The organism is Siccibacter colletis (assembly GCF_000696575.1).
In the GTDB taxonomy this organism is placed as follows: domain Bacteria; phylum Pseudomonadota; class Gammaproteobacteria; order Enterobacterales; family Enterobacteriaceae; genus Siccibacter; species Siccibacter colletis.
In genome coordinates, this window is record NZ_JMSQ01000022.1 from 18,664 (window position 1) to 34,708 (window position 16,045).

15 protein-coding genes and 1 other annotated feature are annotated in these 16,045 nt (G+C 58.1%); of the genes, 6 read left to right on the forward strand and 9 right to left on the reverse strand.

Features of this window, described 5'->3' with window-relative positions; all coding sequences use genetic code 11:
* Nucleotides 1-61: 61 nt before the first annotated feature.
* A complete protein-coding gene (gene ompW / locus ET34_RS0117025) occupies nucleotides 62-697 on the forward strand; it encodes an outer membrane protein OmpW (protein WP_031524063.1) in 636 nt (211 codons plus the stop codon).
* 48 nt (nucleotides 698-745) lie between these two features.
* On the opposite strand, the gene trpA is transcribed toward ompW, so the two are convergent.
* Genes trpA through ET34_RS0117050 form a run of 5 tightly spaced genes read right to left on the reverse strand, consistent with a single transcriptional unit; the run spans nucleotide 746 to nucleotide 7,277 of the window.
* A complete protein-coding gene (gene trpA, locus ET34_RS0117030) occupies nucleotides 746-1,555 on the reverse strand; it encodes a tryptophan synthase subunit alpha (protein ID WP_031524065.1) in 810 nt (269 codons plus the stop codon).
* On the reverse strand, nucleotides 1,555-2,748 hold the full coding sequence (gene trpB, locus ET34_RS0117035; RefSeq protein ID WP_031524067.1) for a tryptophan synthase subunit beta: 1,194 nt from the start codon (nucleotides 2,746-2,748) through the stop codon (nucleotides 1,555-1,557). The genes trpA and trpB overlap by 1 nt, the downstream gene beginning before the upstream one ends.
* Nucleotides 2,749-2,757: 9 nt before the next feature.
* A complete protein-coding gene (gene trpCF / locus ET34_RS0117040; RefSeq protein ID WP_031524069.1) occupies nucleotides 2,758-4,116 on the reverse strand; it encodes a bifunctional indole-3-glycerol-phosphate synthase TrpC/phosphoribosylanthranilate isomerase TrpF in 1,359 nt (452 codons plus the stop codon).
* 3 nt (nucleotides 4,117-4,119) lie between these two features.
* Nucleotides 4,120-5,715 carry a bifunctional anthranilate synthase glutamate amidotransferase component TrpG/anthranilate phosphoribosyltransferase TrpD gene (gene trpD / locus ET34_RS0117045; protein WP_031524070.1) on the reverse strand — a complete coding sequence of 532 codons (1,596 nt, stop codon included), beginning with the start codon at nucleotides 5,713-5,715 and terminating at the stop codon, nucleotides 4,120-4,122.
* Nucleotides 5,715-7,277 carry an anthranilate synthase component 1 gene (locus ET34_RS0117050; protein ID WP_031524072.1) on the reverse strand — a complete coding sequence of 521 codons (1,563 nt, stop codon included), beginning with the start codon at nucleotides 7,275-7,277 and terminating at the stop codon, nucleotides 5,715-5,717. Before ET34_RS0117050 ends, trpD begins: the two co-directional genes overlap by 1 nt.
* Before the next feature lie 26 nt (nucleotides 7,278-7,303).
* Nucleotides 7,304-7,399: a sequence feature (Trp leader region), on the reverse strand.
* A gap of 159 nt (nucleotides 7,400-7,558) precedes the next feature.
* Between ET34_RS0117050 and rnm the strand changes: the two genes are divergently transcribed.
* Together rnm and ET34_RS0117060 are read left to right on the forward strand one after the other, a co-directional pair.
* Nucleotides 7,559-8,440 (forward strand): RNase RNM, encoded by an 882-nt coding sequence (gene rnm / locus ET34_RS0117055; RefSeq protein WP_031524074.1) that lies wholly within the window; start codon nucleotides 7,559-7,561, stop codon nucleotides 8,438-8,440.
* Nucleotides 8,437-9,057, forward strand: a complete 621-nt coding sequence (locus tag ET34_RS0117060; protein ID WP_031524076.1) for an L-threonylcarbamoyladenylate synthase — start codon at nucleotides 8,437-8,439, stop codon at nucleotides 9,055-9,057. The genes rnm and ET34_RS0117060 overlap by 4 nt, the downstream gene beginning before the upstream one ends.
* A 41-nt stretch (nucleotides 9,058-9,098) precedes the next feature.
* On the opposite strand, the gene ET34_RS0117065 is transcribed toward ET34_RS0117060, so the two are convergent.
* Nucleotides 9,099-9,344: a hypothetical protein gene (locus tag ET34_RS0117065; protein ID WP_031524077.1), complete on the reverse strand. Its 246-nt coding sequence runs from the start codon at nucleotides 9,342-9,344 to the stop codon at nucleotides 9,099-9,101.
* Nucleotides 9,345-9,629: 285 nt separating this feature from the next.
* On the opposite strand from ET34_RS0117065, the gene rluB reads away from it, so the two are divergent.
* A complete protein-coding gene (rluB, locus tag ET34_RS0117070; RefSeq protein ID WP_031524079.1) occupies nucleotides 9,630-10,544 on the forward strand; it encodes a 23S rRNA pseudouridine(2605) synthase RluB in 915 nt (304 codons plus the stop codon).
* A 35-nt stretch (nucleotides 10,545-10,579) separates the two neighbouring features.
* Here rluB and cobO read toward each other — a convergent pair whose 3' ends face one another.
* Nucleotides 10,580-11,170 (reverse strand): cob(I)yrinic acid a,c-diamide adenosyltransferase, encoded by a 591-nt coding sequence (gene cobO, locus ET34_RS0117075; RefSeq protein ID WP_031524081.1) that lies wholly within the window; start codon nucleotides 11,168-11,170, stop codon nucleotides 10,580-10,582.
* Nucleotides 11,167-11,928, reverse strand: a complete 762-nt coding sequence (locus ET34_RS0117080; protein WP_031524083.1) for a YciK family oxidoreductase — start codon at nucleotides 11,926-11,928, stop codon at nucleotides 11,167-11,169. The genes cobO and ET34_RS0117080 overlap by 4 nt, the downstream gene beginning before the upstream one ends.
* A 255-nt stretch (nucleotides 11,929-12,183) precedes the next feature.
* On the opposite strand from ET34_RS0117080, the gene sohB reads away from it, so the two are divergent.
* A complete protein-coding gene (sohB, locus tag ET34_RS0117085) occupies nucleotides 12,184-13,233 on the forward strand; it encodes a protease SohB (RefSeq protein ID WP_035891670.1) in 1,050 nt (349 codons plus the stop codon).
* Between the two features lie 37 nt (nucleotides 13,234-13,270).
* Here sohB and ET34_RS0117090 read toward each other — a convergent pair whose 3' ends face one another.
* Complete coding sequence (locus tag ET34_RS0117090; RefSeq protein WP_031524087.1) at nucleotides 13,271-13,522, reverse strand: YciN family protein; 252 nt, start codon at nucleotides 13,520-13,522, stop codon at nucleotides 13,271-13,273.
* A gap of 403 nt (nucleotides 13,523-13,925) precedes the next feature.
* Between ET34_RS0117090 and topA the strand changes: the two genes are divergently transcribed.
* The coding region (gene topA / locus ET34_RS0117095) for a type I DNA topoisomerase (RefSeq protein WP_031524090.1) at nucleotides 13,926-16,045 on the forward strand (2,120 nt) is incomplete at its 3' end.

Sequence of the window (16,045 nt, forward strand, 5' to 3'; positions counted from 1 at the left end):
CATTTTTACCTCGATGTGAGTATATTCAACGCGCCAATAAAACCACAAAAAGGGAACGGAAATGAAAAAGCTGACAGTGGCGCTGTTACTTGCAACGGGTTGTGTTTCGGGCGTGGCATCTGCGCATGAAGCAGGGGATTTCTTCATGCGTGCCGGCACGGCGACGGTGCGCCCGAGCGAAGGTTCTGACAACGTGCTGGGCATGGGCGGCTTCAAAGTCAATAACGATACCCAGCTCGGTTTAACGTTCACGTATATGGCAACGGATAACGTCGGTATCGAGCTGCTGGCGGCAACGCCGTTCCGTCATAAAGTGGGTCTGGGGCCAACCGGCGATCTGGCTACCGTGCGTCAGCTGCCGCCCACGCTGATGGCTCAGTGGTACTTTGGCGAGTCGACCAGCAAACTGCGTCCGTATATCGGCGCGGGCATCAACTACACCACGTTCTTTGATGCTGACTTCAACAAAACCGGGGATGCCGCAGGCCTGACCGATCTGAGCGTCAAAGATTCCTGGGGGGCTGCAGGGCAGGTGGGGCTGGACTACAGGGTGAATCAGGACTGGCTGATCAACATGTCTCTCTGGTACATGGACATCGACACCGAGGTGAAATTCAAAGCCAGCGGCGAGCAGCAGAATATCAGCACCCGCATCGACCCGTTCGTGTTTATGTTCTCAGCGGGTTACCGCTTCTGATAAAAAATTCCCGCCGCGATGTGCACTTCACATCGGGCGGGAATGGTTTTACGCCTGGCGGGTAGCTGCCTTCATCGCGCTGGCAAAGGCGTTCAGTTCCGACAACATCGCTTCCCGATCCCCAAGGTTTTTCTCAATGATCTTCACCACCGCCGAACCGGAAATCGCACCCGCTGCGCCCGCACCCAGCGCGTCGCGGACCTGGGATGGCTCAGAGATACCAAAGCCCTGTAGCGCCGGTGCCGCGTGATACTCCTTCAGCTTATCGACCAGGTGCCCCAGCGGCAGACTGGCGCGATTTTCAGCCCCGGTCACCCCGGCGCGGGACAGCAGATAGGTATAGCCGCGCCCGTAGGAGGCAATCTGGCGCAGCAGATCGTCATCAGCATTTGGCGGGCAGATAAAGATCGGCGCAACATTATGGCGCATCGCCGCCTGACGGAACTCCGCCGACTCCTCGACCGGCACATCGGCGACCAGTACCGAATCGACACCCACCTGCGCACAGCGGGCGTAAAACGCATCCACACCGTTGCTGAACACCAGGTTTGCGTACATCAGCAGGCCGATGGGCAGCGTCGGGTATTTCTCACGGATCGTCGCCAGCATCTCAAAGCACTGGCCGGGCGTGACGCCCGCCGCGAAGGCGCGCAGCGTCGCATCCTGTATGGTCGGGCCATCCGCCAGAGGGTCGGAGAAGGGAATACCCAGCTCCAGCGCATCCGCACCGCCCTCGACAAGGGCATCAACGATCTTCAGCGACTGCTCGACCGAGGGGTCGCCCAGCGTGACGAAGGGAACAAATGCGCCCTCGTTGCGTGCGGCGAGGCGGGAAAACAGCTGATCATAACGTTCCATTACATCTCCCCTCGGGCTTTGAAAATATCGTGAACGGTGAAAATGTCTTTATCGCCGCGACCGGAGAGGTTGACCACCAGCAGCTGCTCTTTTTCCGGATCTGCACGCATCATTTTCAGCGCGTGGGCCAGCGCATGGGAGGACTCCAGCGCCGGAATGATCCCTTCCTGACGGCACAGGGTTTTAAACGCGTCCAGCGCTTCGTCATCGGTAATCGACACGTACTCTGCGCGCCCGGTACTGTTGAGATGGGCATGCTGCGGCCCGACGGACGGGAAGTCCAGCCCGGCAGAAATGGAATAGGACTCTTCAATCTGGCCGTCTTCGGTCTGCATCATCGGCGACTTCATGCCGAAATAGATGCCTACGCGCCCGTGTTTGAGCGGAGCCCCGTGCTCGCCGCTTTCAATGCCATGTCCGGCCGGCTCTACGCCAATCAGCCCGACGCTGGTCTCATCGATGAAGTCGGCAAACATACCGATGGCGTTGGAGCCACCGCCGACGCAGGCAATCACTGCATCCGGCAGACGACCCTCTTTTTTGAGGATTTGCGCTTTGGTCTCTTCGCCAATCATGCGCTGGAATTCGCGCACAATGGTCGGGAACGGGTGCGGACCCGCCGCGGTGCCGAGCATATAGTGCGCCCGGTCGTAGCTGCCGGACCAGTCGCGCAGCGCCTCGTTACAGGCGTCTTTCAGCGTGGCAGAGCCGCTGTGGACCGGGATCACTTCGGCACCCATCAGGCGCATACGGAATACGTTCGGCGACTGGCGCTCCACGTCTTTGGCACCCATATAGATGCGGCACTTCAGGCCCAGCAGGGCACTGGCAAGCGCCGACGCCACGCCGTGTTGTCCCGCGCCGGTCTCGGCGATAATTTCGGTTTTGCCCATGCGCTTTGCCAGCAGCGCCTGACCCAGCACCTGGTTGGTTTTGTGCGCACCGCCATGCAGCAGATCTTCACGCTTGAGGTACAGCGTGGTGCGCGTGCCGGTGGTCAGATTCTGACACTTCGTCAGCGCAGTGGGGCGGCCGGCGTAGTTTTTCAGCAGGTCGGTGAACTGCGCCTGGAATTCGGCATCGCTCTGGGCGCTGACAAAGGCTTCTTCCAGCTGACGCAGCGCCGGCATCAGGATCTGCGGCACGTACATGCCGCCAAATTCACCAAACCATGGATTGAGTAAAGTCGTCATTCGTTTTCCTTAATAAGCCCGCAGCGTCTGAAACAGCGCCGCCAGTTTAGTGGCATCTTTTATCCCCGGTGCGCTCTCGACGCCCGAGTTGAAATCAAGTCCGACGCAGCCAAGTTTTGCGGCTTCCACGCAGTTATCAGCCCCAAGGCCGCCGGCCAGCATCACGTTATCAAGGTTCTCACCCTGTAACAGCGACCAGTCGAAACGCTGCCCGGTCCCGCCCTGGCCGTTATCAAACACGTAACGATCCACATCGGTGAAATCCCGCGTCGGCACGCTCTCCTGCACGCTCAGTGCTTTCCAGATCTGCACCTGTGCTGGCAGCAGGGCACGCAGGGCGGTGATGTCGCTCTGGGTCTCGTCACCGTGGAGCTGCACGGCAGTAAGACCGAGGGTCTGGGCCACGCGGGCAATTTCTTTGACCGGCTGGTTGCGGAACACGCCCACATAGCGCAGCGGGGCGGCCTGCATCACGGCGTGCGCCTCGGCAATGCCAATCACGCGCGGTGAGCTCTCAGCAAAAATCAGCCCGCCGTAAATGGCCCCCACTTCATACGCCGCGGCGGCGTCTTCCGGGCGGGTTAACCCGCACACTTTGTTTTCGCCAAGCAGCACGCGACGCACCGCCTGGGTCAGATCCGGCTCGGACATCAGCGCCGAGCCAATCAAAAAGCCGTTAGCGAAGTGGCTGAGCTCGCGCACCTGGCCGTAGGTATTAATTCCCGACTCGCTGATCACCGTCACGCCAGGGCCGAGGCGCGGCGCCAGTTCTCGGGTGCGGTTAAGGTCGATAGAGAGATCGCGCAGGTCGCGGTTGTTAATCCCCACCACCTTCGCCTCCAGGGCGATAGCGCGCTCCAGCTCCTCTTCATTACTGACTTCGGTCAGCACGCCCATATTCAGGCTGTGAGCCACCGCCGCCAACTGGCGATACTGCTCATCGTCCAGCACCGACAGCATCAGCAGGCAGGCATCCGCCAGGTAGTGGCGCGCCAGATAAATCTGGTAGGGGTCGATAATAAAGTCTTTGCACAGCACCGGCTGGGCAACGATCCCGCTGACGACCGGCAGAAAATCAAAGCTGCCGTGGAAGTACTTCTCGTCGGTCAACACCGAGACCGCGGAGGCGTAGTGCTTGTAAACCCCGGCGATCTGCGCCGGATCGAAATCTTCACGGATCACACCTTTGGACGGTGAGGCCTTTTTCACTTCCAGAATGAAAGCGGTACGCGCACCCTGCACGGCATGGTAAAAGTTGCGCGTGCTGGGTGTGACGTCATTCTGAAAGCTGGCCAGCGGCTGCTGCGCTTTGCGGGCTTCCACCCAAATCGCTTTGTCCGCGACGATGTTCGCTAAAACGGTCTGCATGTTTTACCCTCTGGCTGCCAGCGCGGTGACGCGGTCGTAAGCGCCCCCGTTATGTAGCACTGTCAGCACCTGTTGTGCGTTGGCTTTTAAGTCTTCTTTTCCGTGCAGGCGCATCAGCATGGCAACGTTTGCCGCCACCGCCGCTTCATGCGCGCGCTCGCCTTTACCTTGTAACAGGCGGGTAAGAATGTCACGGTTTTCTTCCGGCGTACCGCCTGCCAGCTCCTCCTGCTGGTACGGCGCCAGACCGAAGTCCTCCGCAGTAAGCTGGTAGCTTGTGATCTCATCATTGTGCAGCTCCGCGACAAACGTCGGGGCGTGCAGCGAAACCTCATCCATTCCGCCGCTGTGCACCACTGCAGCCCGCTTATAGCCCAGCACACGCAGGGTTTCAGCAATCGGCAATACCAGTTCCGGGCTGTAAACGCCGATCAACGCCAGCGGCGGATGCGCCGGGTTAATCAGCGGGCCGAGCACGTTGAACAGCGTGCGGGTTTTCAACTGCTGGCGCACCGGCATGGCGTGACGGAACCCGGTGTGGTACTTCGGAGCAAACAGGAAACAGACCCCGAGATCGTCCAGCGCCTCGCGGGAGGCTTCCGCGCTCATATCAAGATTGATGCCGAATGCGGCCAGCAGGTCCGAAGAGCCAGAGCGGCTGGACACGCTGCGGTTGCCGTGTTTCGCCACTTTCAGCCCCAGCGCCGCAGCAACAAAGGCGCTGGCGGTAGAGATGTTAATACTGTTGCTGCCGTCGCCGCCGGTGCCGACGATGTCAGCGAACGGGTAGTCGGGGCGCGGGAACGGGGCGGCATCTTCCAGCAGGGCGGAAGCGGCACCGGCGATCTCAACCGGCTGCTCGCCGCGCACCTTCATGCTTACCAGCGCGGCAGCCAGCTGCTCCGGCTTCAGCTCGCCGCGTACCACAGCGCTGAACAGCTGGTGGCTCTCTTCGCGGCTCAGCGTTTGCGCGCCATAGAGTTTCTCAAGGATCGGCTGGATAGCATTCTGCGGCTGCTGCCGGGTCAGCGCCCAGGCCAGGGTCTGCTCCAGCAGGCGTGCCCCCTGAGTGGTGAGAATGGATTCGGGATGGAACTGGAAACCGCACACCCGGTCGGTATCGTGACGTACCGCCATCACCATGCCGTTGAAGTGCGCATTGACGGTGAGCCCGGCCGGGATGTCGCTCCCGACCAGCGAGTGGTAACGCGCAACCGGCAGCGGGTTGGCGAGGCCGCTGAACATTCCCTGACCGTCATGCTCAATGCTGGATGCTTTGCCGTGCAGGATCTCGCCCGCCTGGCCCACGTAACCGCCATAGGCTTCGACAATCGTCTGATGACCGAGGCAGATGCCGATCACCGGCAGCGTGCCGCGGACGCGGGTCAGCAGCTCCGGCATACAGCCTGCTTCGGACGGCGTGCCGGGGCCGGGGGAGAGCATCAGCACCGGGTTGTCCATAGTCGCCAGGCGGTCAATCAATGTCTGAGCCGGGACGTGGTTGCGGTAGATCACCACGTTATGACCGCTCGCGCGCAGCTGATCTGCCAGGTTGTACGTAAAGGAATCAAAGTTATCGAGCAGCAGAATGTCAGCCATCAGAAAATCTCCTGAGCATGGTGTGCGGTAGCGATAGCGCGCAGTACCGCGCGGGCTTTATTGCGGGTTTCGTCGGCTTCAGACTGCGGCACCGAGTCCAGTACCACGCCGGCCCCGGCCTGCACCGTGGCAATGCCGTTTTCCACCCAGGCTGAACGAATCACGATGCAGGTATCGAGATCGCCATGCGCAGTGAAGTAACCCACCGCGCCGCCGTAGCTGCCGCGGCGTGTGCCTTCCGCGTCGGCGATAAGCTGCATCGCGCGCACCTTTGGTGCGCCGCTGAGGGTGCCCATATTCATGCAGGCGCGATAGGCATGCAGTGCGTCGAGATCGTGACGCAGTTCGCCCACTACGCGCGATACCAGGTGCATGACGAAGGAGTAGCGATCAACCTTGGTCAGGTCGGCGACGTAGCGCGTTCCTGGTGTGCAGATGCGCGCCAGGTCATTGCGCGCCAGGTCCACCAGCATCAGGTGCTCAGACAGCTCTTTATGGTCAGTACGCATTTCAAGTTCGATGCGGCTGTCGAGGTCGCGATCCAGCGAGCCGTCAGCGCGACGTCCGCGCGGGCGGGTTCCGGCAATCGGGTAGATCTCAATCTGACGCGAGGTCTGGTCATACTTGAGGGAGCTTTCCGGCGAGGCACCGAACAGCGTGAAGTCGCGATCCTGCATAAAAAACATGTACGGGCTGGGGTTGCTCTTTTTCAGCGTGTCGTACGCCGCCAGCGGCGACGGGCAGGGCAGCGTAAAGCGACGCGACGGCACTACCTGGAAGATTTCCCCGGCGCGGATCGCTTTCTGCATGGCGCGCACCACGCTGCCGAATTCATCATCGGTCTGGCTACAGCCAGCCTGCATCTGCGGCACGGCCTCGACCGGCAGCGGGGCGGCAGGCAGAGTAAACTGCTGTTTGATCTCTGCCATGCGGGCCGTGAGGCGCTCACGCTCTGTTACTGACGGGGTAAACAGGCTGGCCTGAATGCGGGTGCTTTTTTTCTGGTGGTCGATCACCAGTAAGGTTTCGGCCAGATAGAAGCAGTAGTCCGGGCAGCTATTTTCCGTGCGCAGGGCAGGCAGTTCTTCAAAGCCGGCTACCAGGTCATAGGCGAACAGTCCGCCAAAAAACATCGCTTCGCGTTCGTCGGCGGGAACGGTGACCAGGTTTTGCAGCAGGCGGAAAGCATCAAATACCGAAAGGGAACACAGGCGGGCATCTTCATCGAGCAGATTACTCACGGCAGGAAAGCGTAGGGTACGGCCATCAGCACAGGGTTGATTATCTACGCCCGCAGGCAGAGCCTCATCAAGCAATGTTAACAGACCGGTGCCGTTCTCGGTCAGTGCGGTAATAGTGACGGTGTCACCCAGAGCGGTGATGCGCAGCGCGCTATCCACCAGCAGCAGGCTTTTCAGGTCATCTTTACTGTCGATGTCCGCTGATTCCAGCAGCAGGGTAGCCGGACGGCTGGCGCAGAGCTGATTAAACAGCGCCGTCGGGTTATCCCGGTACTGCCCGTCAGCGCTAAGAAGTTCGAGTGCCGGTTTTTGTGTTTGCATGATCTGCTCTCGTTATAATGCTGCTCAAAAAAAAGCCCGCGTTAAGCGGGCCTGGTATCTGATTGCGTGGAACGCACATGTGAATACACCGCCCGATATCAGGAGCTGCGCCACCAGATGCGAAGTGCGATACGTGCTTTCATGTCAGATACCCTGTTGTGCGTGAACTTGCGTACTAGTTAACTAGTTCAATGAAATAAAGTCAACCCCAGGTTTCAGATATTTATCAGGAATCGTTATCATGGCCGCTGAATTATCCGTTTCACTGGCCTGGAGTCGTTTTGAGCACACCCGAAATTCCCCTGATTTATGACCTGCACAGCCACACCACCGCGTCGGACGGCGTATTGACCCCCGAGCAGCTGGTGCATCGCGCCGTTGAAATGCGCGTTGGCACGCTGGCGATCACGGACCATGACACCACCCAGGGTATCGCCCCGGCACGGGCAGAAATTGCGCGCGCCGGCCTGCCGCTGACGTTGATCAACGGCGTTGAAATTTCCACGCTGTGGGAAAATCACGAGATCCATATCGTCGGGCTCAACATGGACATTGACCATCCGGCGCTGGTTCAGCTGCTGGCCGAACAGGCAGACAAGCGCCGTCAGCGGGCGGTGATGATGGCGGAGCGCCTCGCTAAAGCGCGTATTCCCGGTGCGCTGGAAGGGGCGCAGCGTCTGGCCGATGGCGGGGCAGTTACCCGCGGCCACTTCGCCCGGTTTCTCATCGAAGACGGGCGTGCGAACAACATGGCCGATGTTTTCAAACATTATCTGGCGAAAGGGAAAACCGGCTATGTCCCGCCGCAGTGGTGTACAATAGAACAAGCCATTGATGTCATTCATCATTCCGGTGGGCTTGCCGTCGTTGCGCACCCCGGTCGCTACGGTCTCTCCACAAAGTGGTTGAAACGGCTACTGGCGTGGTTCGCGGAAAAGGGCGGCGATGCAATGGAGGTCGCGCAGTGCCAGCAGGCACCTAATGAGCGCAGCCAGCTTAGCGCCTGGGCCGGGCAGTATGGGCTGCTTGGCTCGCAGGGATCCGATTTTCATCAGCCCTGCGCCTGGATTGAGCTTGGCCGTAAACTCTGGATGCCGGCAGGCCTTGAGCCAGTATGGGCACGCTGGACGCCACCGGAAGCGATACAAAGAGAGGTAGTATGAGCCAGTTCTTCTATATTCATCCCGATAACCCACAGCAGCGGCTGATCAACCAGGCCGTTGAGATCGTCCGTAAGGGCGGCGTGATTATCTACCCGACCGACTCCGGTTACGCTCTGGGCTGTAAGCTCGAAGATAAAGGCGCGATGGAGCGCATCTGCCGCATTCGTCATCTGCCGGACGGGCATAACTTCACCCTGATGTGCCGCGATTTGTCGGAGTTATCTACCTATTCGCATGTCGATAACGTGGCGTTCAGGCTGATAAAAAACAATACGCCCGGCAACTACACCTTTATCCTGAAAGGGACGAAAGAGGTGCCGCGCCGCCTGTTGCAGGAGAAGCGTAAAACCATCGGCCTGCGCGTGCCGTCGAATCCTATTGCGATAGCGTTGCTGGAAGCGCTGAACGAGCCGATGCTCTCGACGTCGCTGATGCTGCCCGGGAACGAGTTTACCGAGTCCGATCCGGATGAGATTAAGGATCGGCTGGAGAAGCAGGTGGATTTGATTATTCACGGCGGCTATCTGGGCCAGCAGCCTACTACGGTTATCGATCTTACCGATGACGCCCCGGTGATCCTGCGTGAAGGGGTGGGCGACCTCACACCGTTCCTGTAAATGTCATGCCGCCGCACCCTGCGGCGGCGTTAACACGCTGACTATTCCGCTTCCTCCACCACAAAATTCCCGCCTTTGTTTTTAATGACGTAGCGGAGATCATCATCGCACACCACGGTCACCGAGCCGCCAAAGGCCGCAGGGTAGACGCCGTTGACCAGGTTACAGGGGTGTCCGGCCTGACGAATCAGGGACTGAGACTGTGCTTTGATGGTTGCGGAACCGGTGTCCGCTGCCAGCGCTGCGCCGCAGGTGAAACTCAACAGCAGTAACAGAGTTTTGTTCATTATTATTTCCTTATAATTATTACTGTTCTTACTAATTCATCGGCATTATTACCCGGGTAATTAATCGTTAATTACGATTACCTAACGTAAATCAAACACATAGATAACTTATTCTGCCTCCCTTTCAGCCGGGTAATCAGCGCCGGGCGCACTGAATAAATGCCGTTACAGCAGCCAACAAAGCAGGTATAATATCCGGTCTGAAAAAACGTAATACGTTGATTTTCTACCCTATTTAGTACACCCACTCCGACGCCTGGGAAGGCGACACTCAAAGGAAGCTCCATGAGCGAAAAGTTACAGAAAGTCCTGGCGCGCGCAGGTCACGGGTCGCGCCGCGAAATCGAAGCCAAAATTGAAGCCGGTCGCGTGAGCGTTGATGGCAAAATTGCCACCCTCGGCGACCGCGTAGAAGTGACGCCAGCCCTTAAAATCCGCATTGACGGTCACCTGGTTGCGGTCAAAGAATCGGTAGAGCAGATCTGCCGCGTGCTGGCGTATTACAAGCCGGAAGGCGAGCTGTGCACCCGCAACGATCCGGAAGGTCGCCCGACGGTATTCGATCGCCTGCCAAAACTGCGCGGCGCGCGCTGGATCGCGGTAGGCCGTCTCGACGTCAATACCTGCGGTCTGCTGCTGTTCACCACCGATGGCGAGCTGGCGAACCGTCTGATGCACCCGAGCCGCGAAGTTGAGCGTGAATACGCCGTGCGTGTGTTTGGTGAAGTGGACGACGCAAAAATCCGTGAGCTGGGCCGCGGCGTACAGCTGGAAGACGGTCCGGCGGCGTTTAAAACCATTCGCTTTACCGGCGGGGAAGGCATCAACCAGTGGTATAACGTCACCCTGACCGAAGGGCGTAACCGTGAAGTGCGTCGCCTGTGGGAAGCGGTAGGCGTGCAGGTGAGCCGTCTTATTCGCGTGCGCTACGGCGACATCCTGCTGCCAAAAGGCCTGCCGCGCGGCGGCTATACCGAACTGGATCTCGCACAGACCAACTATCTGCGCGAACTGGTGGAATTAACGCCGGAAACCGCCAGCAAAGTGGCAGTTGAGAAAGATCGTCGCCGCATGAAGGCGAACCAGATCCGCCGGGCGGTAAAACGCCACAGCGAAATCAACAATAACAACACCCGTCGCAGCAGCAGTAGCCGTCCCGGCAGCACGCGTCAGGGCAGTACCCGCAACAAAAACAGCTAATCCTTTCGGCTCCCCCATGACGCGGGGAGCCGCTCTCAGTAGTCGATCCCCAGTTGCGCCTTAATACCGGCATCAAACGCATGTTTGACCGGGCGCATCTCGGTCACCGTATCGGCTACTGCCGTGATGTCGCGGTGACAGCCGCGCCCGGTGATAATCACCGTCTGCTGCGCGGGGCGATTTTGTAACGCCGTCAGCACCGTTTCCAACGGCAGGTAGTCGTACGCCACCATATAGGTAAGCTCATCCAGCACCACCAGATCCAGCGCCGGATCAGCCAGCATCCGTTCCGCGTGCTGCCAGACGGCGAGGCAGGCGGCGGTGTCGGTTTCGCGATTCTGTGTATCCCAGGTAAATCCCGTTGCCATCACCTGGAACTCCACGCCGTGTGGCTCCAGCAGGTTGCGCTCGCCGTTGGGCCATTCACCTTTGATGAACTGAATGACAGCCGCTTTTTTACCGTGACCGATGGCGCGCGTGACCGTGCCGAAGGCGGCGGTGGTTTTACCTTTCCCGTTGCCGGTAAATACCATCAGGATGCCGCGCTCTTCCTGGGCGGCCGCGATACGGGCATCCACTTTTTCTTTTACTTTTTGCTGGCGCTGCTGGTGGCGATCGTCACTCATTCGGCAATACCCGCTTTGCGGCCCGGCTGCGCGTCCACGCTCATGCCGGTTTTACGACGGCTGTCATCTCCCATCAACCAGAGGTAAACCGGCATAATATCGCGCGGCGTTTTTAATTTGCCGGCGTCTTCGGTCGGGAAGGCGCTGGCGCGCATTTTGGTACGCGTTCCACCCGGATTGATACAGTTAACCCGCAGGTTATGCTGTTTATACTCTTCGGCCAGCACCTGCATCATCCCTTCAGTGGCGAATTTTGATACCGCATAGGCACCCCAGTCGGCGCGGCCCTGACGGCCTACGCTGGACGTAGTAAAGACCAGCGAACCGGAATCGGACTTCAACAGCAGAGGCAGCAGCGCCTGGGTCAGGAAAAAGGTAGCGTTAACATTAACCTGCATCACCTCCAGCCAGCGCGATTCCTGCTGCTGATCCATTGGCACGATATCCCCGAGCACGCCGGCATTGTGCAGCACGCCGTCGAGGCGCGGCGCCATCGCTTCAACCTGCTGCGCCACCGCATCACAGTTCGCGCGGGTCGCGGTCGCCATGTCCAGCACCGCCCACTGCGGCAGCGCGTAACCCTGCTGGTGGATTGCCTGCGCAACCTGCTGCAGCTTTTCTTCGTTGCGCCCGAGCAGAACAAGCTGCGCGCCGTAGCGGGCGTAGGTGAGTGCAGCTTCTTTACCGATACCGTCGGTGGCGCCAGTGACGAGGATAATGCGGTTTTGCAGCAGATCGTATTGAGGTTGGTAGTGCACGGAAGGCTCCTGTGGCCGGCGTCGTTGCTAAGCGGCCCGTTTCATGTCGCGTTGGTCCCCGCTTTATGCCTCAATATGACAGTGAATTCAATCAGCCCGGAGGAGACAATCCGCGTGGTTAACATTTTGCAAAGGTTTCACGGCAATGAAGAAATTTAGGAAGCTGCCTCGCATGTTTATAGTTGAGGCGAGACGCAACTACCCGCGTCGGGTAGACTGTAACAATTGTGAATGCTTGATATTAAGGCGGAATCTGTGGAATTACTTGCTGAGTATGGATTGTTCTTAGCCAAAATCGCAACGGTGGTGGTCGCTATTGCCATTGTCGTTACCCTGATTGTGAACGTGGCGCAGCGTAAAAAGCAGCATAAGGGAGAGCTGCGGGTAACCAACCTGAGTGAAGAGTATAAAGAGATGCAGGAAGAGGTGGCCGTTGCTTTCCTCGAGCCGCATGAACAAAAAGCCTGGCACAAAGAGCAGAAGAAAAAGCGTAAGCAGGAGGCCAAAGAGGCCAAAGCACGGGCGAAACGTGGAGAACGCGCCGCGCCGGGCAAATCGAAAGTCTATGTGCTCGATTTTAAGGGCAGCATGGATGCGCACGAAGTGGGATCGCTGCGCGAGGAAGTCACCGCCGTGCTGGCAGTAGCGAAACCGCAGGATGAAGTGCTGGTGCGTCTCGAAAGCCCCGGCGGCGTGGTTCACGGCTACGGGCTTGCCGCCTCACAGCTTCAGCGTCTGCGCGAGCGTAATATTCCGCTTACCGTGGCGGTAGATAAAGTTGCCGCCAGCGGCGGGTATATGATGGCCTGCGTGGCAAACAAAATTGTCGCAGCACCTTTTGCCATTCTCGGCTCCATTGGGGTGGTGGCGCAGATCCCTAACTTTAACCGCCTGCTTAAGCGTAACGACATCGACATCGAACTGCATACCGCCGGTCAGTACAAACGTACGCTGACGCTGCTGGGCGAAAACACCGACGAGGGGCGTGAAAAGTTTCGTGAAGATCTGAATGAAACGCACCAGCTTTTTAAAGCATTTGTTCACGAAATGCGTCCATCTTTAGATATTGACGCAGTCGCCACCGGGGAGCACTGGTACGGTATTCAGGCGAAGGAAAAAGGGCTGGTGGATGAGGTTTCGACCAGCGATGACCTGCTGCTGACGCTGATGAAGCAGCACGACGTGGTTTCTATCCGGTTTGCCCAGCGTAAAAAACTGATGGATCGCTTCACGGGTAGCGCAGCGAAAAGCGCAGAAGGCGTGTTGCTGCGCCTCTGGCAGCGTGGTCAGAAACCGCTGCTGTAGCAGTAATAAAGAAGCGAGGCATGAGCCTCGCTTTTTTTTACTCCTGCAGATGATATTTCTCAGAAAGCGTGTGGGCCAGATACTTGAACATATTAAATGCCGCGGTGCTTTTCGAGGTTGGCAGGCCCTGCTCATCAAGAAAGTACTCGCCGCCGAAAACCAGCACGCCGTTTTTCTGCGTAACGCTGGTAGCCACCATCCCGGCAATGTAGTCGTCATGTGCACGGATGAGGCGGTTAGCTTCGGCCAGCAGACGTTCACTATCGATAGGTTGGGTAGTTTCTTGCATATTTTTAGCTCCTTACAAACTGACGTAAGTGTACTGCTGTCCCCGGGCGCAGCGCAAATTTCCCCTGCTACAAACAGGGTTATCGCAGGAGGGCGCTTTCTGGCATGAACCCTGATTGCATGCTAATAAAGTTGCGTAACGAATTTTATCAGGTAGAGTGTGACGCTTTCATAAATCAGGCATCAGATTTGCTTGACATTCGACCGAACTTCCGTCGCGCCGCAACGGCTGAGAGAGAAAGAGACGTTATTTCAGTAACGTGTGCTTTGTGAACAACAGGCGTTAACAGGATGCGGGGTTGATATCTGCTGACGCTGCCGCGATATTAAACGGCACGTTGTCAGCAGCAGGATATCCGGCAAGCGACGACTTCCTGGACGAAACACATTAGGTAAAGGTGAATATGGGTAAAGCTCTCGTTATCGTTGAGTCCCCGGCAAAAGCCAAAACGATCAATAAATATCTGGGAAATGACTACGTGGTTAAGTCCAGCGTTGGTCACGTCCGGGATTTGCCGACCAGTGGCTCAGCTTCGAAAAAGAGCGCGAACTCTGCCTCCACCAAAACGGCGAAAAAAGCCAAAAAGGATGAACGCGGCGCGCTGGTTAATCGCATGGGGGTCGATCCCTGGCATGAGTGGGAAGCACAATATGAAGTGCTGCCCGGTAAAGAAAAGGTGGTTTCCGAGCTGAAAGCCCTGGCTGAAAAAGCTGACCACATCTATCTCGCAACCGACCTTGACCGCGAAGGGGAAGCCATCGCATGGCACCTGCGGGAAATCATCGGCGGCGACGACAAACGCTACAGTCGCGTAGTGTTTAATGAAATCACTAAAAACGCCATTCGCCAGGCGTTTGAGAAACCGGGTGAGCTGAACCTCGACCGTGTCAACGCCCAACAGGCGCGCCGCTTTATGGATCGCGTAGTGGGCTATATGGTATCGCCACTGCTGTGGAAGAAAATCGCCCGCGGCCTGTCTGCCGGACGCGTTCAGTCCGTTGCGGTGAGACTGGTGGTGGAGCGCGAGCGTGAAATTAAAGCATTCGTCCCGGAAGAGTACTGGGAAGTCGATGCTACGTTAGCAACACCGGGCGGCGATTCGCTGCCGGTGCAGGTGACGCACCAGAATGATAAGCCATTCCGCCCGGACAACCGCGAACAGACCATGGCCGCGGTCAGCGTGCTGGAAAAGGCACGTTACAGCGTGCTGGAGCGCGAAGATAAGCCGACCAGCAGCAAGCCTGGCGCACCCTTTATTACCTCCACCCTGCAACAGGCGGCGAGTACCCGTCTGGGCTTCGGCGTGAAGAAAACCATGATGATGGCTCAGCGTCTGTATGAAGCGGGTTACATCACCTATATGCGTACCGACTCCACCAACCTGAGTCAGGATGCCATCAGCATGGTGCGGGGTTATATTGACAGCAGCTTCGGTAAAAAATACCTGCCGGAGTCGCCGAACCAGTACGCCAGCAAAGACAACTCTCAGGAAGCGCATGAAGCCATTCGTCCTTCCGACGTGAGCGTGGTTGCCGAGTCGCTGAAGGACATGGAAACCGACGCCCAGAAGCTGTACCAGCTGATCTGGCGCCAGTTCGTGGCCTGCCAGATGGTACCGGCCCAGTATGACTCCACGACGCTGACCGTTGGCGCGGGCGAGTTCCGCCTGAAGGCGCGCGGTCGTATCCTGCGCTTCGATGGCTGGACCCGTGTGATGCCGGCGCTGCGTAAAGGCGATGAGGATCGCACCCTGCCTGCGGTAAATCAGGGTGACACGCTGTCGCTGATTGAACTGATGCCTGCTCAGCACTTCACTAAACCGCCTGCGCGCTTCAGCGAAGCGTCGCTGGTAAAAGAGCTGGAAAAACGCGGTATTGGTCGTCCGTCTACCTATGCATCCATCATTTCGACCATTCAGGATCGTGGCTATGTGCGGGTTGAAAACCGCCGTTTCTACGCCGAAAAAATGGGTGAAATCGTCACCGATCGCCTGGAAGAGAACTTCCGCGAGCTGATGAACTACGACTTTACCGCGCAGATGGAGAGCAGCCTCGACCAGGTGGCGAACCATCAGGCCGAGTGGAAAAAGGTACTGGACAACTTCTTCAGCGACTTTACCAAGCAACTCGATACCGCTGAAAAAGATCCTGAAGAGGGCGGTATGCGCCCGAATCAGATGGTGCTGACGACCATCGATTGCCCGACCTGCGGTCGCAAGATGGGTATCCGTACCGCCAGTACCGGCGTGTTCCTCGGTTGCTCAGGCTATGCGCTGTCGCCGAAAGAGCGCTGCAAAACCACCATCAATCTGGTGCCTGAGAACGAAGTTCTGAACGTGCTGGAAGGTGACGATGCTGAAACTAACGCGCTGCGCGCCAAACGCCGCTGTCAGAAATGCGGCACGGCGATGGACAGCTACCTTATCGATCCCAAGCGTAAGCTGCACGTCTGCGGTAACAACCCGGGCTGTGACGGCTACGAGATCGAAGAGGGCGAGTTCCGCATCAAGGGTTACGATGGTCC